This window comes from Actinophytocola sp., from assembly GCF_050699935.1.
Lineage (GTDB): Bacteria > Actinomycetota > Actinomycetes > Mycobacteriales > Pseudonocardiaceae > Actinophytocola.
This window is the reverse complement of record NZ_JBOHGB010000009.1, coordinates 1-23,782: the sequence shown is the minus strand read 5'-3', so window position 1 is coordinate 23,782 and position 23,782 is coordinate 1. Positions and strand designations below refer to the sequence as shown.

Annotated in this window: 24 protein-coding genes; 10 read left to right on the top strand and 14 right to left on the bottom strand. The window is 67.2% G+C overall.

The window, feature by feature from the left end:
* Window positions 1-87 precede the first annotated feature (87 nt).
* A complete protein-coding gene (locus ACRDTB_RS05840; protein WP_431428922.1) occupies window positions 88-717 on the bottom strand; it encodes a TetR/AcrR family transcriptional regulator in 630 nt (209 codons plus the stop codon).
* 116 nt (window positions 718-833) lie between these two features.
* Between ACRDTB_RS05840 and ACRDTB_RS05835 the strand changes: the two genes are divergently transcribed.
* On the top strand, window positions 834-2,156 hold the full coding sequence (locus ACRDTB_RS05835) for an FAD-dependent oxidoreductase (protein WP_431428921.1): 1,323 nt from the start codon (window positions 834-836) through the stop codon (window positions 2,154-2,156).
* Window positions 2,157-2,356: 200 nt separating this feature from the next.
* Here the strand turns inward: ACRDTB_RS05835 and ACRDTB_RS05830 are convergent, their stop codons facing one another.
* The 11 genes from ACRDTB_RS05830 to ACRDTB_RS05780 all read right to left on the bottom strand — a co-directional run bounded on the left by ACRDTB_RS05830 (window position 2,357) and on the right by ACRDTB_RS05780 (window position 12,181).
* Window positions 2,357-4,462, bottom strand: a complete 2,106-nt coding sequence (locus ACRDTB_RS05830) for a RecQ family ATP-dependent DNA helicase (protein ID WP_431428920.1) — start codon at window positions 4,460-4,462, stop codon at window positions 2,357-2,359.
* A 149-nt stretch (window positions 4,463-4,611) separates the two neighbouring features.
* Entirely contained in the window at window positions 4,612-5,901 is a 1,290-nt protein-coding gene (locus ACRDTB_RS05825; RefSeq protein WP_431428918.1) for a tyrosine-type recombinase/integrase, read from the bottom strand.
* A gap of 15 nt (window positions 5,902-5,916) precedes the next feature.
* Complete coding sequence (locus tag ACRDTB_RS05820) at window positions 5,917-6,117, bottom strand: helix-turn-helix domain-containing protein (RefSeq protein ID WP_431428916.1); 201 nt, start codon at window positions 6,115-6,117, stop codon at window positions 5,917-5,919.
* Window positions 6,118-6,129: 12 nt separating this feature from the next.
* Entirely contained in the window at window positions 6,130-7,734 is a 1,605-nt protein-coding gene (locus tag ACRDTB_RS05815) for a replication initiator (RefSeq protein WP_431428915.1), read from the bottom strand.
* The gene (locus tag ACRDTB_RS05810) at window positions 7,735-8,166 is read right to left on the bottom strand and encodes a hypothetical protein (protein WP_431428914.1); all 432 of its coding nucleotides are present in this window, start codon (window positions 8,164-8,166) and stop codon (window positions 7,735-7,737) included.
* A 26-nt stretch (window positions 8,167-8,192) separates the two neighbouring features.
* Window positions 8,193-9,779 carry a cell division protein FtsK gene (locus ACRDTB_RS05805; RefSeq protein WP_431428912.1) on the bottom strand — a complete coding sequence of 529 codons (1,587 nt, stop codon included), beginning with the start codon at window positions 9,777-9,779 and terminating at the stop codon, window positions 8,193-8,195.
* A gap of 318 nt (window positions 9,780-10,097) precedes the next feature.
* Complete coding sequence (locus ACRDTB_RS05800) at window positions 10,098-10,352, bottom strand: hypothetical protein (RefSeq protein ID WP_431428911.1); 255 nt, start codon at window positions 10,350-10,352, stop codon at window positions 10,098-10,100.
* Window positions 10,340-10,987, bottom strand: a complete 648-nt coding sequence (locus tag ACRDTB_RS05795) for a hypothetical protein (RefSeq protein ID WP_431428910.1) — start codon at window positions 10,985-10,987, stop codon at window positions 10,340-10,342. Before ACRDTB_RS05795 ends, ACRDTB_RS05800 begins: the two co-directional genes overlap by 13 nt.
* Complete coding sequence (locus tag ACRDTB_RS05790) at window positions 10,980-11,246, bottom strand: AMED_5909 family protein (protein WP_431428909.1); 267 nt, start codon at window positions 11,244-11,246, stop codon at window positions 10,980-10,982. The genes ACRDTB_RS05795 and ACRDTB_RS05790 overlap by 8 nt, the downstream gene beginning before the upstream one ends.
* A complete protein-coding gene (locus tag ACRDTB_RS05785; protein WP_431428908.1) occupies window positions 11,243-11,566 on the bottom strand; it encodes a hypothetical protein in 324 nt (107 codons plus the stop codon). Before ACRDTB_RS05785 ends, ACRDTB_RS05790 begins: the two co-directional genes overlap by 4 nt.
* Before the next feature lie 147 nt (window positions 11,567-11,713).
* Window positions 11,714-12,181 carry a hypothetical protein gene (locus ACRDTB_RS05780; RefSeq protein ID WP_431428907.1) on the bottom strand — a complete coding sequence of 156 codons (468 nt, stop codon included), beginning with the start codon at window positions 12,179-12,181 and terminating at the stop codon, window positions 11,714-11,716.
* Between the two features lie 159 nt (window positions 12,182-12,340).
* Here ACRDTB_RS05780 and ACRDTB_RS05775 point away from each other — a divergent pair, with 159 nt between their 5' ends.
* Complete coding sequence (locus tag ACRDTB_RS05775) at window positions 12,341-13,117, top strand: hypothetical protein (protein WP_431428906.1); 777 nt, start codon at window positions 12,341-12,343, stop codon at window positions 13,115-13,117.
* A complete protein-coding gene (locus ACRDTB_RS05770) occupies window positions 13,114-13,515 on the top strand; it encodes a VOC family protein (RefSeq protein ID WP_431428905.1) in 402 nt (133 codons plus the stop codon). The genes ACRDTB_RS05775 and ACRDTB_RS05770 overlap by 4 nt, the downstream gene beginning before the upstream one ends.
* Window positions 13,516-13,620: 105 nt before the next feature.
* Here the strand turns inward: ACRDTB_RS05770 and ACRDTB_RS05765 are convergent, their stop codons facing one another.
* Both ACRDTB_RS05765 and ACRDTB_RS05760 read right to left on the bottom strand, forming a co-directional pair.
* Window positions 13,621-15,135, bottom strand: coding sequence for an ABC transporter substrate-binding protein (locus tag ACRDTB_RS05765; RefSeq protein WP_431428904.1), 1,515 nt, complete (start codon window positions 15,133-15,135; stop codon window positions 13,621-13,623).
* Window positions 15,136-15,161: 26 nt separating this feature from the next.
* On the bottom strand, window positions 15,162-16,973 hold the full coding sequence (locus ACRDTB_RS05760; RefSeq protein ID WP_431428903.1) for an AAA family ATPase: 1,812 nt from the start codon (window positions 16,971-16,973) through the stop codon (window positions 15,162-15,164).
* A 1,352-nt stretch (window positions 16,974-18,325) separates the two neighbouring features.
* On the opposite strand from ACRDTB_RS05760, the gene nadD reads away from it, so the two are divergent.
* The 7 genes from nadD to ACRDTB_RS05725 all read left to right on the top strand — a co-directional run.
* Window positions 18,326-18,913, top strand: a complete 588-nt coding sequence (gene nadD / locus ACRDTB_RS05755) for a nicotinate-nucleotide adenylyltransferase (protein WP_431428902.1) — start codon at window positions 18,326-18,328, stop codon at window positions 18,911-18,913.
* A 64-nt stretch (window positions 18,914-18,977) separates the two neighbouring features.
* The gene (gene rsfS / locus ACRDTB_RS05750) at window positions 18,978-19,379 is read left to right on the top strand and encodes a ribosome silencing factor (RefSeq protein WP_431428901.1); all 402 of its coding nucleotides are present in this window, start codon (window positions 18,978-18,980) and stop codon (window positions 19,377-19,379) included.
* Window positions 19,376-19,990, top strand: coding sequence for a histidine phosphatase family protein (locus ACRDTB_RS05745; protein WP_431428900.1), 615 nt, complete (start codon window positions 19,376-19,378; stop codon window positions 19,988-19,990). Before rsfS ends, ACRDTB_RS05745 begins: the two co-directional genes overlap by 4 nt.
* Window positions 19,991-19,994: 4 nt before the next feature.
* Entirely contained in the window at window positions 19,995-20,738 is a 744-nt protein-coding gene (gene octT, locus ACRDTB_RS05740) for a diglucosylglycerate octanoyltransferase (RefSeq protein ID WP_431428899.1), read from the top strand.
* A gap of 6 nt (window positions 20,739-20,744) precedes the next feature.
* Complete coding sequence (locus ACRDTB_RS05735) at window positions 20,745-21,602, top strand: DegV family protein (protein ID WP_431428898.1); 858 nt, start codon at window positions 20,745-20,747, stop codon at window positions 21,600-21,602.
* A 141-nt stretch (window positions 21,603-21,743) separates the two neighbouring features.
* Entirely contained in the window at window positions 21,744-22,724 is a 981-nt protein-coding gene (locus tag ACRDTB_RS05730; protein ID WP_431428897.1) for a helix-hairpin-helix domain-containing protein, read from the top strand.
* A partial coding sequence (locus ACRDTB_RS05725; protein ID WP_431428896.1) for a ComEC/Rec2 family competence protein occupies window positions 22,721-23,782 on the top strand: 1,062 nt, incomplete at its 3' end. The genes ACRDTB_RS05730 and ACRDTB_RS05725, both read left to right, overlap by 4 nt.

Here is a 23,782-nt window from a genome sequence, read left to right as displayed (position 1 = left end):
CGGGGTTGGCCGCGCCCGTCCGAGACGGGCCGGCGATTCCCGCCGCCCTCGTGGCCACTGTCGACCGCTGATCTTGCCGACCGCCGTCTATGTCTGGCCGCCGCCGAGGTGGCGGACCAGCCGCGCGAGCTGGTCGGCGTAGTACCGCGTGAACTCGTCGGACTCGGCCTGCGCTCCATGGATGGCACTTGCGATGCGCGGCAGCGTGACCGTCGCGCTCGCGGCGGCGAACAGGGCCAGCAGCAGGCACGCCGGGTCCAGGTCCGCCGGTAGCTCACCCGCCTCCTGGCGGCGCCGGAGGTCGGCGACCTGTGCCTGGAGGAACCCGCTTTCCTGACCGGTGTCCGGCGGGGCGTCGCCCGGGGACAGGTTCGCCCAGGCCATCAGGCGCGCTCCGTCCCGGTCGTGCAACGTGCTCATGGTGTACCCGGCAACCACCTCGTCGAGCGGCAGGTCGGCACTGGACAGCTGTGCGCTCACCTGCTGCCACTGGTTGTTCAGCTCTGCGTAGAGCCCCTCCTTCCCACCGAAGTAGTACGAGATCAGCTGTTTGTTCACGCCCGCCCGTTCGGCGATGTCGCTGACCCTGGCACCGGCGAACCCCTTGGCGCCGAACTCGGCCTTCGCTGCTTCGAGGATCCGTGCGCGAGTGCGCTCGGGGTCGCGCTGCCGCTCGCCGGGGCCTGGGGTGCGGCGCGGGTTCCGGCCGGTCGTCATGTGGTCACAGTAGACGATCAACGCGATGGATGACAATTTCAATCTAACGGTTGACTTAATCAACTGAATGGATGATTATTGCTCCTGTCTGGTTCGTCGAGATGGGAGGTCGAGCAATGTCCAAGCGTTTCCGCGTAGCGATCGTCGGCGGTGGCACCGGTGGGTTGTGCCTTGCGCAGGCGCTGCACAGGGCCGGTGTCGAGGTGTCGGTGTACGAGCGCGGCCGGCTGCGGACCGACCGCCTCCAGGGCTACCGGGTGCACATCAACCCACACGGCGCACAGGCACTCCACGAGTGCTTGCCGGCCGAGCTGTGGCAGGCGTTCGAGGCCACCTGTGGCACGTCGGGCAACTCGTTCGGTTTCGTCACAGAGCAGCTCCAGGACCTCCTGCTGGTCGAGGACGAGCTCACCTCGGGCGCCGAGCGGGATCCGGTCACCGCGCACCACTCGGTCAGCCGCATCACGCTTCACCAGGTACTGTCCGCCGGCCTGGATGGCGTGCTGCACCTCGGCAAGGAGTTCGAGCGGTACGAGCGGGCCGACGACGGCTCGGTGACCCTGTACTTCGCCGACGGCACCACCGCCACCGCCGACGTGCTCGTCGGTGCCGACGGTGCCAACTCGCGCGTGCGCGGCCAGTACCTGCCGCATGCCGAGCGGATCGACACGGGCATCCGCGCGATCGCGGGCAAGTACCCGCTCACCGAGGAGACCAGGCGGCGGTTGCCGACCCGGCTGGTCACCGGTCCGAACAACGTGATCCCGCCCGCCGGCTGCGGCATGTTCGTCGCCCCGCACGAACTCGACGCCGACCACGCGCCGACAGCTGACGGCATCGGTGGCAACGACGAGACCGCCACCGAGGACGCCGTGCTGTTCGACAACACCGGCAGCTACGTCATGTGGGCCTACGCCGCCAACGGCGACCGGTTCCGGCACGACGAGGCCGAGCTGTCCACTATGGATGGTGAAGGGCTGCGCGACCTGGTCGGCCGCCTGGTCAACGGCTGGCACCCGTCCTTGCGTCGGCTCATCGCCGAGTCGCCGGCGCGGAGCGTGTCGCTGCTGCCGATCCGCACCTCGGTCCCGGTCCCGCAGTGGGAGACGACGACGATCACGCTTCTCGGCGACGCGATCCACAGCATGACCCCGTTCCGCGGCATCGGCGCCAACACCGCGCTGCGCGATGCGCAGCTCCTCGCCAGCAACCTGATCGCCGCGGCCCGTGGCGACACGGATCTCCTCACCGGGATCCGTGACTACGAGACCCAGATGATCGACTACGGCTTCGCGGCCGTCCGGACGTCGTTGCGCAGCGCGGAGCAGGCTGTCTCCGCGAACCGCGCCGGCCGCTCGGCGTTCAAGGCGGCTCTGCGACTGTTCTCGGTGATACCTCCTCTCAAGCGAAAGGTCTTCAGCGAACTGGGGAACAAGTGACACCGGTTCGCGGCTGGTCGACACGACCTACCCGCGGGACCGCGCCCGTTTCGTGGCTGCGGCAGTGGTTGGGCGGCCCCCTTTCGGACGGCCCCTTTCAGGGTGTCGTTCACCGTCAGCCGGTGATCCGCCACCACACTCACCCCGCCGCTCCGACGTCGCGAGCAGGACCTCGCCACGCCGGAGCACGGGTGGTCGGGTCAGGTTGTGGTGGCCAGTGCGAACGGGAGCACGGCCGGGGCGCCCGCGTCGCGGAGGAGCTTCGCCGCCACGGTCGCCGTCCAGCCCGTGTCCACCCGGTCGTCCACGAGCAGCACCGGACCGTCCACAGTGGATAAGCGGTCGGCCAGTGACGCGCCCACTCGCACAGCACGCCAGACCTGTGCCAGGCGGCGGGCGCTGTTGGCCTGTCGCTCGCCGGCGTCGCGCACGTCGAGCTCGCCCAACAGCGGCAACCTGCCGATCGTGGAGATCCGTTCGGCGAGGCCCGCCACCAGCTTCGGCCGGGTGACCGAGCCCATCGAGATCACGCCGACCGGGCGCTCCTGCCAGCCCCACGAGGCGAGCACCGCGACGCAGCCGTCGACCACGTCGTCCGGCACCGGGCCATCGGCCGCGGCTCCCGGCGCGAACAGCTCGCGTAACCGGTTGCCCCAGCCGATGTCCGTGAGACGGCCGAGCGCACGCCCCGGTTCGGCCAGCTCACCGGCGCCGAGCTTGCCGGAAAGCGGAACGTCGAGCGCGGCCATCCCGCTTGGCCACATACGGCGCGGCTCCACGTCGACCCCTGGCCTTCGTAAACGCTCCCGGGCCTTGGTGACCGCTTCCCCCGACACCTCCGCGCTCCACCGGGGTCCGGCACAGTTGTCGCACCGGCCGCACGGCGCCGCGTGCGGATCGTCGAGTTGGAGGAGCAGGTACTCCATCCGGCACTTGCCGGTGCGCTGGTACTCGAGCATCGCCCGCTGTTCGGATCGCCGTGCGCCCGCGATGCCGACGTACCGTTCCTCGTCGTAGTCCCAACCTCGGCCGGTGGCGACCCAGCCGCCCTTCACCCGGTGCACGGCGCCGTCGACGTCGAGCACCTTCAGCACCATGTCCAGTCGGCTACGGGACAGGTCGCACCGCGGCTCGATGGCCACCGTGGACAGTGGTCGGTCGGCCTCGGCCAGCACGTCGAGCACCTGGCGCACAACGCGCTCGGGCGGGAATGCCAGCGATGCGAAGTAGGCCCAGATGTCCTGGTCCTCCGTGCCGGGCAGGAGCAGTACGTCCGCCCGATCCACGCCACGGCCGGCGCGGCCGATCTGCTGGTAGTACGCGATCGGCGAGGGTGGTGCGCCGAGATGGATCACGAAGCCGAGGTCCGGCTTGTCGAAACCCATGCCCAGGGCCGATGTCGCGGCGACCGCCTTGATCCGGTTGGCGAGCAGGTCCTGCTCGATGTGCTCCCGGGCGGTCGGATCGGTCTTGCCGGAGTACGAGGTCACGGAGAAACCCTGCCCTCGCAGGAACGCGGAAACGTCGTTCGCCGCGGCGACCGTGAGCGTGTAGATGATCCCGGACCCGGGCAGCTTGTCGAGGCTCTCCGCGAGCCAGGCGAAGCGGGCCTGCGCGGTCGGCAGGTGCAGCACACCCAGGTGCAGGCTCTCCCGGTCCAGCTCGCCACGCAGCACCAGGGTGTCGCGGGCGCCGAGGTCGAGCTGGTCGGCGACGTCCCGCACGACCCGGTCGTTGGCGGTGGCCGTGGTCGCCAGAACCGGCACACCCGCCGGCAGCTCGCCCAGCAGCGTGCGCAGCCTGCGGTAGTCGGGCCGGAAGTCATGACCCCAGTCCGAGATGCAGTGCGCCTCGTCGACCACCAGCATGCCGGCGGACGCGGTGAGCTCCGGCAGCACGGTGTCGCGAAACTCCGGGTTGTTGAGCCGTTCCGGGCTGACCAGCAGCACGTCGGTGCGCCCGGCGAGGACGTCCTCCTGCACCTCGTGCCACTGGTCGATGTTGGCCGAGTTGATCGTGGCCGCCTGCACGCCGGCCCGGCCCGCCGCCTCGATCTGGTTGCGCATCAACGCGAGCAGCGGGGAGACGATCACCGTCGGGCCCTGGCCCAGCGCCCTTAACAGTGCTGTCGCGACGAAGTAGACGGCTGACTTCCCCCACCCGGTGCGCTGCACGACAAGCGCCCGCCTGCGGTCGACGACCAGGGCCTCGATGGCGGTCCACTGGTCCTCGCGGAGCGCGGCGCCGTCGCCGGCGAGAGCGCGGAGGTGTTGTTCGGCTGAGTTTCTGAGGGCTTGCTGGTCCACACCTCCACACTGGCGCATGGCGCCGACAACGGCCAGGAGGAACCCGTGCGAATGGTCCATTCGCTCGTACTTCTGCGCTGACCTGCGAGTATGGAGTTGGTGACCTTGGTAGGCCGTCCTCAGGCCGTCTCAGCAGGTCACGACGCGGCCTACGCGGCGCCGGGGATCACTCGGGGCTTGAAGATCTTGTCTGACGCTCGACGGGCGCTCTCGTGGCTGGAGGGCATCAGGTGCGTGTACACCTTGAGGGTGAAGGCCGGGTTGGAGTGACCGAGGTACTCAGAGAGTGCCTTGATCGACACGCCTTGTTCAAGCAGGGTCGACGCGTAGTAGTGGCGTAGCGCATGGGTGCCATCCTGATGCTTGACGTACGTGAGCCCGGCTGCTGTGAACGCTGGTACCCAGATGTCGGAGTGGAAGGTCTGCGCTTGCCAGAGCCGGGCGGAATGGGGGTTCTGGAGTATGCGTCGCCGGATGCCGTCGACGGCCTTGTTGATCAACAGCCTCGCAGAGACCAGCTCGCCGGCTGGGTGTACCCAGGGAAGGGTAACGACGAGTGGTTCGTACTCGTCCACGTAGTGATCAATTGATCGTTCCAGCCTCTCACCGAGGGGCACTATGCGCGTCTTGCCGCGCTTGGGAGGAGCGAATGTCGGTTGACCGTTGATCCATCGGACTTGCCGAACAATGTGTGCCTCGCGCTTACGCCGGTCGATGTCGTCAGGGCTGAATCCGAACGCTTCCATTTGTCGCAGGCCGAGGCCAGCACCAAGGTGCGCAACGATCTTGTAGGGGTGCGGCAACGCGTCCTCTATCCTCCATAGCTTCTCGTCCTCCCAGGGCACAACCTTGCGGATCACCGGCTTTGGCCGTTTGATTGACTTCGCCCTGCACGGGTTTTCCGAGATCTTTCCGTCGTCTACTGCTGCACTCAGGATGGATGAGAGCAAATCAAACATTGACGCGCGGTATGTGGCTGAGAACAGTCTCTTGCCGCCCCGTGTCTGCATCCAGCCCAGCCATTCGCGTACGCGATCACGGGTGATCTCTACGAGATCGCAGTCGCCAAAGAAGTCGAACACCATTCGTTCAAGTTTCGACTGAAGCGTTTGTTGAGTCCCTGGATCGTCTGAGCCTCCCTTTAGGTAGTCAGCGACGTACGCACGCAGCCGCACCTTCCCGGCGTCAGGGTCTACGTATGTACCCGTGAGCGCGTCAGTCTGCACCTTGGCCAGGAACGCTTTCGCTCGCCCGAGTTTGCCGTCTGGGAAGCTCTTGGACCTCTCTCTTCGGTTGACGTAGTAGCGGACTCGGTACCGCAGACCCTTCCCATACAGGTCGGTCTTCTCGCGTACCGGTTTGCCCTTCTCGTTGAGAACGACTTCTCCGGTGTCGGTGGTCTTGTCTCGCCACCAGCGGTCCTCCACGTGTCCTGCCATTGTTGATCGTCCTCCTTACGCCGCGTCTAGTTGACTTTGGTTGCGCACCCATTCCATGACGTCGCTCGCCAGGTAGCGCACGTGTTTTCCGAGCCGTGAATAGCGAGGACCTTCTTCCTTGTGCCGCCATTCACGGACCGTCTTGGCGGGCACCTTGAGGAATGCCGCGACATCGTCGGTGTCCCATAAGGGGGTGAACATGTGGTTGTTGGTCATGTGCCCACCCCCTCAGGCCGCTGCCGGTCGAGTTGCCAAAGGATCTGGGGGTGGTCTGCCGGCCGCGAGTAGGGCCTTGTCGTACTCGGCTCTCCACTTGATCCGCTCTGCGATCGCGTGCATGAGCAGGTGATCTCTGGGCGGCTGATGCGGGTCGCCAGGCTGAACCTTCTGCCACACCAGCCGTGACCGGTCCGGTTCAGGCTTGCTGATGCCGACCTCAGCCAGTGCGGCCATGACGAACGCCTTGCGGTCGGCGCGGTGGTCGGCGAGCGTCTTGCCCGACCACTTCCGCGACACCAGCACCCGCCGGCCCGGGAGCCCGAGCGTTGTGCGCCGATGTGCCCGGGACTTGCACCGTCCCGGGTGCGTGCGCGCGTTCACACCGAGCGGTTGGATGCCGTAGAGCAGCCATACTGCACAGCGCGGCGAGCACGGCGTGATGCGCAGCTCGTCGTGTAGTCGGTCATGGTGGGTGCGTTGCCGGTCGGTGGCTGCCTCGATCACCTCACCCGTGCTCTTGGTGAGGTACTTCGTGAGATAGCCGATGTGCCGCCCGGCTTCCTCCGAGCCGCCGAGGATGCCCTTGGAGTGCACCTGCTGCCCGAAGGTCACGACGTGCGCCGGCTCCCCCGCCTCGTCGAGCGCCTCATCCCAGGTCGGCAGTGGACGGCGGCTGTCAGGGTCGACGAATCGGCCTTCCTCCCACACCGGAACCCGGTCCCCGGCGTAGACCAGCTCTTCATGCGCTGGCCACCAGACTTGGTGGTAGGTGGCTGCGGTGACCTGCCGCAGCACCTCATGCGGCACGCTGCCCCGGATCGCGGCGTGCAGATGCGGCGCTACCCGCTTCTGCGGTTCGACGGTGGCGAAATACTGCACGTCCCAGCCCACGACCCGCCGCAGGTTCTGCCACCACCGGTCCACGAGCGCGGCGAAGTGCACCGCATCCCGAGCCGCCCGCCGGTAGTCATACGCGCGCGGGTCGACCGGCGTGCCGTCATCCCGGACCCGCCCGTAGCTGTCGCAGGTGAGCGTGACGAACATGGACGGCCGGTACCGACCGGCGAACTCCCGCCCAAGAGTGCGGTTCTCGACCCGCCGCCGGGGCAGCTCCGGCGCGTCCTGCCGCCGCTTCGTCGATCGCTTCACCGTCCGCCTGCCGGGCCCCTCGGGCGACGGCAATCGGCCGCGCATGCCGAGTTGCCGAAGTTCGGCGTCGACGGAGCGGATTTCGTCGAGCAACTCGTCAGCCTCACCCGCACCGGCCGTCGACGCCTCCTGGTAGGCGGCCACGAGGTCCGCGCGCAGCTCGAGCAGCGCGGTGTGATCCGCCGAGGGCTCGTCCGGGACGAAGTCGGGTTCCTCGGTGAGGTGCCAGCCCTCTCGGCACTGCGCCATCCGCAACGCTCGCGCCTTGCGTGCGCACGGCCCACACTGCGACTCCACCGTGGACCCGCACGGTATGGGGATGTAGCGCAGTTCCCCGGTGTCGAGGTCCCCGACCTCCATCGCGAACGGGCGGACACAGACGCCGTGCTGTTCGGCGGTTGCGGCGATGACGTCCGTGGCGAGGGGTTGTTGCATCCGCGCTGCGCGGGTCTGGTGTTCGTTCATCTAGGCCACCTCCCGTTCGTGCTGTCCATGTCGGAGGAGGTCCAGCAAGGTGAACAGTTCGTCGATGGACACGCCTTCGGCCTGACCGGTGGCCAGTGGCACGAGGCCCTGGCAGTCGGTGAAAGAGCCGCCGCCGTAGACCTTCATGCGGACGCCGCTGGCCGTGCGACCGAGGATCGAGACGTGGAGCCGACCGTCGGTGGTGTGCTGCCACGTGGCGGTCACGTCGGCGAGCGTGTAGGCCCACAGCAGAACGTTGCCGAGGTGCTGAACCAGGTCGGCGCCGCCCTCGGGTTGGAGCCAGATCTCCCGAACGGACGCTTCGAAGCTCAGCGACACCGGAGCCGGCAAGACCCGGTCACGCACGTGTGCGCGGAACGCGCTGAGCATCGAGCCAACAGTGGAGGTCCTGGCAAGAATGTTCGTGGTCATAGTGAGTAGTCCTTTCGTTTGGGGGCTCAGGCGGCATCGCGCGGCGCGTGGAGGTGATCTGTCCGAAGTGGATGGACCGAGCCCATGCCGTCGGGAACCCCGGCTGTGACAAAGGTTTCGAGTTGCTTGATGGTTTCGTCGGGCACCCAGCCGCCCCGGATGCGGAGGGGTTCGCGGATGCCTTCGCCGAACAGGTAGCCCACGCCGGGTTCGGATTCGCCGATCCGGTTCGCCCATGCACCCCGGTCGTACGCTTGGTCGCCGAGCACCATGCCGACGTGCGGCTTGGCCGCCACGCGCAGGCAGATGCGACGCGGGAAAAGCTCGCGCACCGGCACGGTGTCCTTTGTGGGTTCCTGGACGTAGCCGCGCACCGTGTAGCCCAGCGCCCGGCCCTGCGTGGTCAGCAGTGCTACCCGCTCGGTGATCTGCTCGCGGAGTTTGCGGTCGCCGATGTAGCGGATGAGTGCGCCGATCTCGTCGAACTCGACTATCTCCAACGGGTTGTCCCGCGAGATCGGCACCGTGCGCAGCCGCCCGGCGAACTCACGCTTGCGCTTGTCCGCCCCGTCGATCAGGTCATCGAGCAGCGCGAGCGCATCCTTGCCCGTGACCGCATACCGGGCGAAGAGACGCCGCCCGTAGGCCAGCTCCATCCCCTTCGGATCGATCCCGGACAGCCGGACCAGGCCGTCGCGGATGGCCGGGGCGATCGAGACCAGTGGGCACCACATCTGCGCACCCTTCCCCGCGCCCGTCACGCCGGCGTGCAACGTGTGCGACCCGACCAAGGACTGATGCCAGTCGGTGCCGTAGTCGGTGCGCCCGCTCCACACCTTGCGCAGATCGATCGCGGAGCCGGGTACGTCGACCAGGGCGGCCAGCTCGGGACACGACACGGTCTCGGCGAGCAGGTTCCGCCGCTGAAAGTCGATCGAGACCACGCGCGGCCGCAGTTCCCGCACTTGGCACCGCTCGACTCCGCGTGCCACAGCCAGTGCTCGGGCGGCTTCGTCGAAGTCCTCCGGCTTCTGTCCCGGCACGAGCCGCACCCGCACCTCATCCCACGACGCACCAGACCGCACCCCGAGCACACGCGGCACCTGGTCCGCCCGCTGTTTGGGCTGCCTCCGAATCTTGTTGCGCCCCAACGGGTTCGCCGTCAGCACGATCGGCCGGTCCGCATCCTGGACGGTCAGCCCGCACGCCCGCAGCCACTTCGGCAGCCGCCGGGCATAGAGGGTCCAGCGCAGCCACCACGACCGCAGCCAACGGCCGGCCCACCCCTCGAACGACTCGTGGTGCTGCCACTGCCACACCAGCAAACCCACGGCCACCGCGACAAGCAGGAGAGTGACGGGGAGCCAGCCCCACCACCACACCAACGCGCCGACCACGGTCAGACCGAGGGTCGTGCGCCAGTGAGTCACCGTGGCCTTCGCCACCGTGTAGCCGGCCTTGACCACCAGCCACAGCGCGAGCAGCACCATGGCCACCGTCGCCAGCGCCTCCAGCACCGCGGCGAGTGCCTTACCGATCTTGTTGAGCACCCACACCACGACGACGACCGCGCCGCCGACCATGAGCAGGTGCATGACCGCCTGGGTGTTCATCGGCGCTCACCCGGCCGAGGAACGAACTCCAGCGCGAGGAACCCGTTGCAGCGGTCGCAAGTGGTCTCTCCTGGCCACAGGCGCGCGAACCGCTGGCACCGCGCACAACGTTGAACTCGATTGGCTGCCCCGTCTGGCGGGGCCGTATCAGAACGGTCTAGCCTGTTCACTGTTCACCTCCGGGTGGACAGCGCAGGAGCGGAAAGGTTGGGAAGCCTGGGAATCCGCTTCTGCGCCTACGTGATCAGCACGGCGGATGACGGCGTGCGCCATCGCCACACGACCCGCGTGTGTTTGTCTACTTCGGACTACTGATTGCTAACTGGCCGTGTTCACCTCATCGTCAGTGACCAGCCGCGCGTAGGAGATGCCGTCGCCGTACCGAGCAGTGACCTTGCAGATGACCCGGATTCGGCCCTCACGCATCGGGTCGATGCCGTTGACCGCGTTGCGCACGGTGCCTTCGGCAAAGGTGTCCTCACCGAGCAGGTTGCACTCGGCGGTGAGCCGGCGGACCGTCCAGTTGTGCTCGGCCAGCCACGCGCGGATCACCGCCCGGTTCAGCTTGGGCATGGATCCACCTCCGCCAGCTCGTCGAGCTCGAGAAGGGTGCAGTCGCCCAGCTCGCGGACCAGGCTCACCGCCCGCACCCACCGAATGGCAGGGTCGTCGAACGACACCGTGACCCCACCAACCGGACGCGGTCGAGGCCCGCCGGTGTAGAGGCCGCCATGCACGCCAGCGACCTCGTACCGGCCCGCTCGGACCAGGGCCGCACCCTGGCGCAGCGCCGGACACACCCGCGCCGACAACCGCACACACGGCACGCACACGGGCGGCTCGGTGACTCCCATCCGGTTCGGCCAGCCGGGCCAGTCCTGCCGGTGATCTTTCAGCAGGAACAGCACGCCGTCCGTGGTCCGATCCGCCGGTCCGGCGCACACCTGGCACAGCAGCCGCCGCATGGCCCGCCGTTGCCGCGCCGGGTGCACCTTGCCGAACATGGGTCGGCCCACACCCGGGCGGAACGGGCGCCGCGACCACAACACCCCGCGCGCATCCCGATCGGCCATCGACTCGTCGACATACGCGATGCCACCACCGGGCACCTCCACCAGCGGGTGTGACGGCCCGTCTTCCTCGCTCCACGCGGTGATGTAAGGCGCCACGACCTGCCGGCCGCCAGCGGGGAGCGTCACACTAGGCATCGCGGTTTGCACCTCCCTGCGTGGACTTGCGCAGGTGATCCTCGATCTCGCGCGCCTTGCGTGCCTCCCGCGCCGACCAGTACAGCGCCTCGTGGTGGTGCCAGCGGTCGATCTCGGCCACCTCCGCGTATACGGCGGCACTGCGCCTGTAGTAGGCCAGCCATACGTCGGGTCCGTCCTCTGGCGCCGGCCGTTCGCGGCTCAACACGACATGCGCCTGCTTTAACTCGACCGGCGTCGGGCGCTTCGTCTTGCTCATTGCGTCCACGCACCCGGATCGCTCTCCATCACTCGCGCGCCGGTCGGACGCACGACCTGTGGGTGCGGTCGCCGAGTCGAACCGTTTACACCACCGTGGTGCTTGGCGCGCGCCGTCCAGTCCTTGGCCTGCTGTTCGAACGCCTGGGCCGCCGCGACCAGCGCGGCCACCATCCACCACGGCAGATCCGACGCCGCTGTCATCTCCCGCCACACCGCGGCGACGTCCTGCGACGCCCGCGCCATGTGCCGAGCGATCGCCCGGTCGCCGGGTTCGGCCGTGGTAACCCTCTCCGAGGCCGAGCCGTACTCGCGGTACACGGCCTCCCACCTGCGAACCAACCTTTCCGACACCATCACCACACCTGAGCCTTTCCGCCGAGGTGGGGCCGAGAGGCCAACCGGCCGGCCACAACGCCGCACCGGTCAGCCCCTCGGATCGACCACGCCCGGCACTCATCTCGTGCCTCACGCGGCCTTGCTCGTCGAATCGGAACCCTTGCCCGCCGTGCGCGTCCCGCCTGCCGAGCCAGCAGCGGTGCCGGCTGCCTTGAAGCCGGTCGCCCGGAACACGTACGACTGGTACTTGAACTCGCCGTTGCCGGCCACGCGCGGCTCCGCGGTCATCCCGTCCAGCTCGACCGGCCGCACACCCGGCAGCACCTCAGACGTGGCCGGCACCGGCTGCACATCCGCCAGGAACGTCACCTCGAACGAGGCCCGCTTGGCGTTGCGCTCATCCGGGTCCGTGACCGTGCCCTTCCACTGCCGCTTGCCTGTCACCTCATCGACCCGCTGACGCACCGGCCGACCCGCTGCCCTGTCCTCTCGTGATTGGTATTCGTTGTCCGGTGCAATTTCGCCCATGAGCACAAGCCCCTGCGGAAACGCGTCGGCGAACTCGATCGGGAATCGATGTCCCCGTTGAATTGCCATTTCGTGTGTACCTTTCTCGATCTTTGCCGCCCGGACATCGAGCAGCTAGGTACACGGTCGGCGATCTTGCGTCTCGTCGAGACACCAAAACAGTCCCGCTTAGCCTCAGCTTGTCTCCGTGAGTCTCGTTCTGTCTCGTTTATGTGCTAGTATCGTCTCGTGACCAGCAGTGACAGCGACGCAAGCCATGAGGTTCCGCTGCTCAAGGTGCTCTTGAAGGCGCGGCATCTCCAGGCGTACAGCTCGTTTGCCCGCGAGTACCGAAAGGTTGCCGGAAAGCTCGACCGCACGCTAGCGGCCACGGAGCCAAGCAAGGCGCAGTTCTATCGATGGCTCTCTGGCGAACTCATCAACATGCCGCATTCCCAGCATTGCCGTGTCCTGGAGGCAATGTTCCCAGATTGGGGCGTCGAGCAACTGTTCCAGCCGTACAGCGGGAGCCTCGATTTCGTACCGAAGCCTGGTACGCCAGCTCCCGCCCCGGCGCCGCCGGCGATCACTCCGGTTCGGCAAGCCAGCACGAGCGACGTGGCCAGTCACGACCTCGACCTATCCGGCGACTGGTGGTGCGCCTGGCAGACATCGAAGGACGATGTGCCCCGCATCGACACCCACACGCTGACGGTCCGTCAACATGGAGACCAGCTCCAGCTCGACGCTGTCAGGGCACCGGCCGAGGGAAGCTACACCTGGCACGGCGAACTACGCATATGGGACAACGAGGCCCTCATGGGCTGGTACCGATCAACCGAAGGGGCCGTGCGGTCCAAGGGCACAATGTACCTCGCGCTTCATCCGCACGGTGAGCACGCCTGGGGCCGCTGGACCGGCATGAGCTACGACGGCGTCGTAGTCACCGGGTGGGGTGTCATCGCTCGCACCGAGGAACTGGCTAACAAGGTCGCTCAAGACCTCGTGGACACCGGCAAGCCATGAGTCCGCACGTCAGCCGGGTAGCCCACTTCGTCATCGACGTCGGTGACCTCGACCAGGGCACAGCCTTCTGGTCCGCCGCCCTCGAAGCCACAGAGGAACCGCTCAACCCGGCGAGCAGCACAGTCTACCGCCGCCTCCGCTTACCCGACTCCGAGATACGTGTACTCCTCCAACTCACCGTCGACCCAAAGGTTAGCAAGGAACGGATGCACCTCGACCTCGAAACCGACGACGTAGAAGCCGAAGTTCACCGCCTCGAAACCCTCGGCGCAACCCGCTGGGACCACCAGCGCGAGCGAGGCCACGACTTCTGGGTAATGCGAGATCCGTGGGGGAATGAATTCTGTGTTCTTCAGACGGAATTTCCTGACCTGCTTGCCCAGCGCCGACTACCGTAATCAAAATCTCCGTCGAAATGAAGAGCTACGATTTCCGACTCTCTCCGGATTCGAACAACTGACAGGGACTGGAGTTCGGCTGCGCAGTTGGCTAGGTATCTGGGCTTATGTTGTCGGGGTGATGTAAGGTTCGGCTGGCTCGGGGTCGTTCGAATCCGGCAGGCGCACGATGGGTACGTGCTTGCCTCCTGGGTTACCGCCGCGGTTCTCGTTGAACTCCAGTTTTCCTGTCGCTCCTGGTACCGCTTCCTGACCGTTGAGCAATAGCAGGTGCTCGCGCACATCCGTTGGGGAAGGAGCAGTGTTCGTCCATGTGTTGGTGATTCGGACGGCGCGGATGGCAGCGATCATGGCGTCGTGGTTCGTGACAGCGTAGCCGTCATCAAGCGCTTCGGGAACACCACCCACGAGACTGCTGAAATGTGAGTGGAATCTCTTGAAGCCCTCGGGCGCCTCGACTTCGCCTCTCGGCCACCCCGGATCGTAGCCGGTAGCATGTAAAACTGCCATGTTTCCGATTCGTAAAAGGTGCGAAATTCCTTTGGTGCCGCGCGGATTCGGTCCGAGATCGACAAAGACAGCTGTGATGAACCGATCATCTCGGCATGGTCGCTCGGCTAGCGACTCGAGAAACACGTCGAAGTCGGGAGCGCGGCCAGCGAAGAACACCATGTCCGTCCTGGCTAGGCAGATGTTCTGTGTGATCTGATCGAAAACGCGCGGGCCGCCGTGTACGAATGAGCCACCGGGAAAAGGTTGCTTGGACGAGGCCATGTAATCAGCTAGCTGAGCCTCAAAGGCAGCTCTTAAAGTAGTGGAGAAGGTGTCTGACGTTTCGCTGTCGTAGACGAGGATTCCTCTCTTGAGTTTCTGTTGGTTGTCCAGGTAATGACGTATAGCGGTGGCGGCGTCGGTGTTGCTTGGAGCTGCCCGGATCAGACCGGGAATATGAGCGCTGTCCAAGCCGTCGGCCATCGTCGTTCCGGTCACCATCGGAATTCCCGCGGCGGAGAGTTTCCGCGCTGCGTCCGTGGTGCGAGTGGTACTGATGCCTTGACCCATCACGACTGCCAGGGGTATGTCGTCGTCGGTCATGTCGACCAGTTCGTCCACGGCCACTTCCCAGCCCAGCTGGGTGCTGCCCTCGTTGGCCAGCATGAGCTGGATCAAGCGCTGCGGGTCGCCCAGTTCATGGGTGCGGTTCGCTCGGTGCTGTGCCACATAGGCACCCTCGAGTCCGTGGCGCACCTGGTCCTGGTTAAGGGGGCTGGTATCGGTGGTCGTCAGGGTCGACAGCAACGCGATCTTGACTGCGGGCGTGCCCCGCGTTTCGTGCCGTTCGGTCACCCAGTCGTTCTCGGCCTTGATGGCTTCCTGGATGTTTCGGAATTCCGGATCGAATTCATAAGACCCGTCGGTGACCCCGACGCACTCGCCTGCCACATCGCGTAGATCGGCGTATGGGTTGACGCTCCCACAGGGGATGACCGGCTCGAGCACGCGGACACCGACGGCGATCAGCACTGCGGTTAGTATGACGACAATCGGAATCCGCCAGCGGCGACGCCGTTCCCACTTCTTCATTGGCTCCGGCTTTGGGATCTCATCTTGTTGCGCCATGGCTGCGGCCTCCTTCCGGTATCGTGCTACGACCAGTCGTGCGCAAGTGCCTTGTGTCGCTCAGCCTCGTTTTGAAGGTCCATCGGACGGTCCGCATCGGAGGCAATTTGCTTGTAGTCCGCAACGATCTGCTCGTGTAGTTCCCTGCGATTTGGTGGCGTGCTGGGATCATTCGCCAACCACAGTCCAGCTACCAGTCGGGCCGTCTGGCGAAGATGCAACACACCGTCGTCGACCACGGCCCCGGCCAGATCGACCTGCCGATCGTACGGCGACCTGGTATCCCGGGCATTGTGTTGGCTCTGACGGGGCGCCGTCGTGACGAACTGCAGCAGTTCGAGCCAGGGCATTTCGAGGTCATGTGCGGACAGATGCACGGCGAGCCGATGAACGACCGCGTCGAAATCACCATGGGCGAGCGAGTAGTAGAGTTCATCGGCGAGATTGATGCGTTCGCGGTGCATGTCACTCAGCAACCGGCAGACGGTCGGCCAATCAAGATCCGGTGGCTCGACGCTTCTTTTACCCAAGCGACGTAATAACAGTCGGCGCAGAACCTTGTGTGCCCCGGCCTGGTCGAATTCATTCCAGAGTCCAGTCTCGGAAAGGAATTGTGGGTCGATGTGGGTGCTACCTATATGGGTCCTGGCCAGCCAGTCGGCGTCCTGTTGTGTACGGGCCACCGCACACGTGGCGAGTTCGTCCAGTTGACGGCCATTAAGTCGCGGCAATATATTCCTCAGTTTATCAAGCTCCTGCTGCTCGACAGTTTTTCCGTCATCGTCGAGATGCACGGCCAGGAGCGTGTCAAGCCCGGCAACTACGGCCTCGGGATGGTGGATGGCGGCCGTCGTAATGGCCGAGGCAGTGGCCGGGTAGCCCGAGGTAAATTGATGTAGGATCTTGGTAAACCTGTGGTCGACATTATTCGGAAGATCCTTCGTGAGCCATTCTATTTCCGGTTCGGTGAACTCCGGAATGCGATGCTGCTCTAGAAAGTCCCCGTGCCGCTTTGTGCGGCGTGTAACCACAACTAGGAACGGTTCTGCTGCTACATTGGCGATCTGCAATTCGTTTCGCAAGCTGCGTAAGTGCCCCAGCAGTGCGTCACCGACTTCCGTATCCGCGTTATCGAGCAACACAACAACGTTGTACCAACCCGGCTTGGCAAGTCGGCCCCGATTGAACGCGGCGCGCACGTCTGCGAGAAGTGCTTCTATCAACCACTTGTCGCGCGACCCGTTGCTCAGACCCTCGAGCACGTCGACGGCTTTGTCATGGAGTTGCTGATCGCGATGACCCCACCATTTCATCGGTCGACGGAGTAGCCACAGCAGCAGTCTTCGGCTTAGCAGACGAGATGCCGTCACAATTAACCAGCCCAGTAGCGTCTGAAACAATTCCGGTAATGTCCGTGCGCCGTCCATAATTGCATCGGCAGGGCGGCCAAATGCGTCGCCAGCATTTCTTGGGTGCACATAGAACTCGCGGATGATCGAGTCAACTAGTCTACGTTGGACAAGTCGCGAACTTCCGTCATTACTAGATTGGGATCTAATAGCGACTAGGCCTATTTCTAAACGGCGAAATCGGAGCCTTCCGATAGCAGGGCAGTATCTGCCCAACTGACGTTTGATGTCAGAGAGAAGTTTGGGTATATCATCTTTCCTGTACCGCTCGCACTCTACCAGCGCCCGGGGTGTTCGCTGGCCAAGCTTTTCTTCCAGCTGGCGCAACAATGTGGTTTTTCCGATTCCCTGTGGGCCGTAGACTACGACGATCGGTGGTCGCTCGTTGTCGCGTTCGGGCGCCTTGAGATACCGCTTGAACTTGGGCACGACGGCTATCCTAGGGACCGCGCGATAAGTTCGACTACTAGGCACCATTCGCCCCCTCCACGATTACTAATGTTGACGATGCTGCCCATGCGTCATCGGAGACCATCGATGTTGGCCACGTGACGACGCCGATGCCGCTTTTGCCACTAGCAATCATTACGTTCACGTCCAGCTCAAACTCCATAGTGTCCTCCGTGAGGCGCGGACCTTGCCGTCAGGCAGCGTCAGCAAGGCTGGAGCTTATCGGGCATGCCGCTAGCAGGCTCGGCGCGGACTAGCAGCTCGCTCCTTCGCAGCCGAACCGAGCTTTTCTGTGAAGCCAACCCCAGTGCACAGCGTTGATAACACTATAGAACGCCGGCAGGTGATCTCCAACGTTCGCCAGATGATTGTTCCCGGTTCATGTACGACTGGATCCCGCGGGCACGTCATCCTTGGTTCGGCGGGCGCCACCAGGACCACCAAACGTTCGCGTCAGTTGAACCAATTGGAGTCAACAGGTTCGCCGTCTGTTAGTCAGGCGTGGGCCAGGGTTGGTGCGCCGTGCGGTAGCTCGTTGTCTCGGTAGCTGCGTAGTCGTAGCTCAGTGATCAGCTCAGTGTGATCAGCTCAGACGCTGCCGAATCCGGCTCTATGAGTATCAAGAGCGGCGCGCAAGCGCGCCGCGTCGGCCGGACGGCCTGCCGCTCCGCTCACGGCCGCCGGCCGCCCACTTACGTTGACCCGCGGCTTGCTCAACGAGCCAGCATGGCACCAGCGCGTCACGAAGGCCGGCCCCTCACGAGGTCCCTGATGGTTTAACACCGGCCCGCCGGCATCAATGGCGCTTCGCGTCGCTCCGCGATGGGCTGCGCCCACCATTGACACCGACGACCCGGCGCTAACTGCGGCCAGGGCGAGGGGAACGGCGGCGACCAGACGCCGTCTCGCTCAACCTGATCAAGTCGGCCGCACATCCCGGAGGAACGCACCATGCCGCTCAGCCCCTACCAGCTCGTCCTGTGGACTCACCATGCACTCACGCAGGCGTGGCGACCCACAGGCATCCTCCAGCCCCTCCAGACACACGACAGCCCCCGGCGGAGGACTGCCAACGGCAAGGGCTCCGACAGGGGCCGGAACACCCGCTCGAAGCCGCCGGTCAAGATCGCGGCCAGGCCGTCTACAGGCCGTCAGATGTCGAGTCGGGTCCGGACGCAACAGGGCGCAACGAGCAAGAACGAGCAGATCAGCACAAGTGCACGGGGTAACACCCCGAGGTCGTCCCGGCCACGCCGTGCGAATGGTCCATTCGCACGGGTTCGTCCGTCGCGTGGGACCCGCGGAGCCCGCCTCACGTACGCTGACCAGCTATGTCAGGGCGGAGGATCGGGATCATGGGCGGCACGTTCGATCCCGTGCACAACGGACACCTCGTGGCGGCGAGCGAGGTACAGGCCGGTTTCGACCTCGACGAGGTGATCTTCGTACCGACCTGCCGGCCCTGGCAGAAGAGCCATCGCGACGTGAGCGCGGCCGAGGACCGGTACCTGATGACCGTGATCGCGACCGCCTCCAACCCGCGGTTCTCGGTGAGCCGGGCGGACATCGACCGAGGTGGCACCACCTACACGATCGACACGCTCCACGACCTCCGGGCCGCGCACCCGGACGCCGAGCTGTTCTTCATCACCGGCGCGGACGCGCTGGAGCAGATCCTGTCGTGGCGGCAGGCCGACGAGCTGTTCGCCCTGGCCCACTTCGTGGGCGTGACCAGGCCGGGTTACCGGCTCGGCGGCGATCATCTGCCCGGCGGCTCGGTGAGCCTGGTCGACGTGCCCGCGATGGCGATCTCGTCGACGGACTGCCGCGCGCGGGTCGCCGCCGGTCAACCCGTCTGGTACCTGGTGCCGGACGGCGTGGTCCAGTACATCTCGAAACGCAACTTGTACAGCGCCTAGTCACCTGAGCGGACCCGGGTACTCTCGTAGGGCTTGCAGGCAGGTTCGACGATCGAGGAGTGACGTGGTCGCAACGCACGACGCACGCGAGTTGGCACTGGTCGCCGCCAACGCCGCGGCCGACAAGAAGGCCAGCGACGTGATCGTGCTCGATGTCTCCGAGCAACTGGTGATCACCGACTGTTTCGTCATCGCGTCGGCACCCAACGAGCGGCAGGTCGGGGCGATCGTCGACAACGTCGAAGAGAAGATGCGCGACGCCGGCACCAAGCCGGTGCGCCGCGAGGGTGCCCGCGAGGGTCGGTGGGTGCTGCTGGACTTCGTGGATGTCGTCGTGCATGTCCAGCACGCGGAGGAGCGGGCTTTCTACGGCTTGGAGCGGCTGTGGAAGGACTGCCCGCGGATCGATTTCGACCCGGCCGCGGCCATCGCCGAGCCGGGTGGCAACGACGGCAGGCCGACGTGACCTTGAGCCGGCTCGTGATGTGGCGGCATGGCGAGACCGACTACAACGCGACCGGCCGGATGCAAGGACATCTGGACTCCGTTCTCACCGATGTCGGCCGCAACCAGGCGCGCTTCGCGGTGCCGGCGCTCGCCCGGTTCTCGCCGGACATCGTGGTCACGTCCGACCTGCGGCGGGCCATGGACACCGCCACCATGTTCACGGAGGCCACCGGCGTCCCGCTGCGGGTGGACAAGCGGCTGCGGGAGACCAACCTCGGTCTCTGGCAGGGCATGACGAGCGCGGAGGTCGACGAGCAGTGGCCCGGTTCGCGGCAGGTCTGGCAGACCGACCCGACGTGGACGCCGCCCGGTGGCGAGTCCCGGCTGGAGGTCGCCGCCCGGGCCGCGGAGGTGGTGGCCGACCTCGACGAGTCGGCCGAGGAGACCGCCGTGCTCTGCGCCCACGGCGGCCTGATCACGGCGCTGACCGGGCATCTTCTGGAGCTGCCGATCACCGCGTGGGCGAAGCTGGGCGGTATCGGCAACTGTCACTGGACCGTGCTGGCCAGGCGCGGTTCGAGCGGGTTGGCCTGGCGGCTGCAGGTGTACAACGCCGGGATCACCGGCTGAGCTGATGCGCGCGCCGACCTTGCTGATGTTCGGGGACTCGCTGAGCTTCCACGGCCCGGACGGTCCCTACCCGGCCGACGACGAGCGACTGTGGCCCAACGTCGCGGCCGCCGCGCTCGGTGGCCGCACCGAGCTGTTCGCGAGTTCCGGATGGACCGCGCGGGACGCGTTCTGGGCGCTCGCCGGCGATCCACGGGTGTGGTCGATGCTGCCCAAGGCGGACGTGCTGGTCCTGGCCGTGGGCAGCATGGACACCCTGCCCTCGCCGCTGCCCACCTACCTGCGTGAGGGGCTGCGCTACCTGCGGCCGGACGCGCTGCGCCGGTTCGTGCGGACCCAGTACCTGGCCGCCCAGCCGTGGCTGGCCAGGATGACCCGCGGCCGGCCGGTGGCGCTGCGGGCCGAGCTGACCGTGCGCTACCTCGACAAGACGCTCGGGTCGATCCGGGCGCTGCGGCCAGACCTCCCGGCGGTGGGCGTGCTGCCGCCGGTGCACCGGGCCGCCTCCTACGGACTCGTGCACACCGGGCGGATGGAGGCCGCGCGGGCGATCCGGGCCTGGGGGGAGCGAGTCGATGTTCCGCTGGTCGACCTCGCGGAGTTGGTCCGCGAGCACGTGCTGAGCGGGCGCGGCAACCCGGACGGGATGCACTGGGGCTGGGAGGCGCACGAGCGGGTCGGCAAGGCGCTGGCTGACGTCGTCGCGCCGTTACTTGCGGGGAATCCGGACGGGCACCACGTAGGCTGACCGACCGTGCCGGTCGCCGTGGTCACCGATTCCAGCGCCTACCTGCCGGACGGCTTCGCCGCCCGGCACGCCGTGCACGTCGTGCCGCTGCACGTGCTGATCGAGGACCGGTCGGGGCTGGACGGGGTGGACATCGGGCCTTCCGAGGTCGCTGCCGCGCTCACCAGCCGCCGGCCGGTGACGACGTCGCGGCCGAACCCGGACGAGTTCGTGGCGGTGTATCGGCGGCTGCTCGACGAGGGCGCGGACGGGATCGTGTCGGTGCACCTGTCGCGCGAGCTGTCGGGGACGTGGGAGTCGGCCCGGCTGGCGGCGCAGGAGGTTGGCGTCGACCGGATTCGGGTGGTGGACTCGCGGACCACCGTGATGGGGCTGGGGTTCGCGGTGCTGCGCGCGGCGTCGGCGGCGATCGGCGGCGGCTCGGGCGCGGTGGTCGAGAACGTGGCGGTCGAGGCGGCGGGGCGGACGACGGCCTACTTCGTGGTGGAGACCCTCGAGTACCTGCGGCGCGGCGGTCGGATCGGGTCGGCGGCGGCGTTTCTCGGGACCGCGCTCGCGGTGAAACCGTTGCTGCACGTCGAGGACGGCCGGATCGTGCCGCTGGAGAAGGTGCGGACGACGCATCGGGCAGTGCTGCGCCTCGTGGACCTCGCCGGGGAGGCCGCGACGGCGACAGGTGCGGCGGCCGTCGAGTTCGCGGTGCATCACCTGGGGGCGCACGAGCGTGCGGCGGAGCTCGCCACGCTGCTCGACGAGCAGATCTCCCCGGCGTCGGGCTGTGTGGTGTCCGAGCTGGGCGCGGCCATCGGCGCACACACCGGCCCCGGGGTGCTCGGCGTGGTGGTGTGTCCCACCGATCGGTGAACCGATCAGATTCGCACCTCCCACCGACAATTCCGTGTCACTGAAGGGAGAACCGCGTCGGTTGTCCACAGCCGACGCGTTTGTCCACAGCAGAGGGTCAACCGGCGCGACCCGGGCGCGGCCGGGCATAGCGTCGAAGGCGTGATCGACACGACCTCCCGACGCGACCGGCGTGGTGTCCGCGCCCGCCACCGGCTCGACCGTCTGATCAGCCAGGCCCGAGCCGACCGGCCGGCGGACACCTCGGCGCTGCCGGTCGACCAGCCCTGGCTCGACGTCTCGCTCGACGCACCCCCGCGCGGTGCCGCCGACCCCGGGTGGTGGCCGGATGCCGGACCCTTGCCATCCGACACCCCTGCGGAACCGCCGGATCTCGAGCCGGATCCACTGCCGCCACGCGACTCCGGGCGTGTGCTGCTCGGTGCTCCGCCGCCGGCCGCCGAGCCCTGGTGGCGTGGGCGGCTCAACCGGCTGCGCGAGCGCTGGCTGCCCGCTCCCGCCGACGCACGTCCTCGGTGGCGGCTGGCCGCCGTCGCGGCCGCGGGCGCCGTCCTGCTCGGCGTCGCGGTGGCGGTCGGGCTCGTGATGTCGGGCTCGAACGACGCGCCCGAGGTGCCACCCGCACTGCCGGCCGCCTCGGCCGGCGAGTCCCGGGCATCGGGTGCGACCTCGTCGGCGCCCGGTGGCGGGTCGATCGTGATCAGCGTGGTCGGCCGCGTGGCGAAGCCGGGGCTCGTGACGCTGCCGGACGGCGCGCGGGTGGCGGACGCTCTCGAGGCGACCGGTGGGACGGCGCCCGGTGTCAACGTCCGCGGCCTCAACCTCGCCCGCCGGCTCGGTGACGGCGAGCAGATCTATGTCGGCGTGCCGACCCCACCGAACGCCGAACCGGCTGGCGGGGTGTCCGCGCCCGGCGAGCCGGGGGGCGGACTTGTCGACCTCAACTCGGCGTCGCTCGCGTCGTTGGACACGCTGCCCGGGGTGGGGCCGGTGACCGCGCAAGGGATCCTCGACTGGCGTACCCGGCACGGCCGCTTCGCGTCCGTGGATCAGCTGCAAGAGGTCGACGGCATCGGGCCGACCAGGTTCGCCAGGCTCAAGGACCTGGTGGTGGCCCGGTGAGTGTCCGCGATTTCGACCTCACCGTGGCGCCGGACTGGCGGCTCGTGCCGGCGGCACTCGTGGTCTGGCTCGCGACGATGCTCGGCCTGCTCGCCGGCTGGTGGTGGACCGCGATCGGAAGCGGCGCCGCGGTCACCGCCGGAGCGATCATGCTGCTGGCCGCGCGACACCGGCCGGAGCCGGTGCGGTGGTGGCGTCTCGGCGTGGGGTGGTCGCTGCTGATCTGCGCGCTGCTGGTCGGTGTGGCCACCACGGGACGGCTGCGCGAGGCGGCCGGCGATCCGCTCCGGGAGCACGCGAGTGCCGGCGCGTCGGGCGTGTTCCGGGTGACGGTCACCGAACGCGCGCGGCCCGTGTTCTCCGCCGGGTTCGGCGGTCAGCGGGGCGGAGTGCGGGCGGTCGTCGTACCGGCGCGGGTGCGCGACTCGGTGGTCGCGGGCGCGGCCGTCCCGTCGCACGGGCGGGTCGTGCTGATCGCACCTGTGGACCGCTGGTCGGTCCTGCTGCCCGGGCAGGACGTCACCGCCACGGGACGGCTCGCGCCGACGCGGCGGGACGAGCTGGCCGTCGCCGTGCTGCGGGTGCGTGGGCCGCCGGACGACGTGACCACGGCGGCCGTGTGGCAGCGCGTCGCGCAGTCGCTGCGGACCGGGTTGCGGGATGCCTCGGGCGTGCTGGACCCGGAGCCGGCTGGACTCCTTCCCGGGCTCGTGGTGGGCGACACCGACGAGCTGTCCCGGCGGGTCGAGCAGGAGTTCAAGACGGCCGGCCTCGCCCACCTGCTGGCGGTCAGTGGCTCCAACCTGGCCATCGTGTGCGTCGCGGTCCTGTTGCTGCTACGGGTCTTGCGGGTCGGACCGCGGGGTGCCGCCGCGGGAGCAATGGGCGCGCTGGTGGGGTTCGTCGTCCTCGCTGGGCCCGAGCCAAGCGTGCTGCGGGCCGGCGTCATGGGCGCGGTCGGCCTGCTGGCTCTCGCGATCGGACGGGAACGGGCGGCCTTACCGGCACTCGGGACCGCGGTAGTGCTGCTGGTGCTGTGGGACCCCGCGATGGCGGTG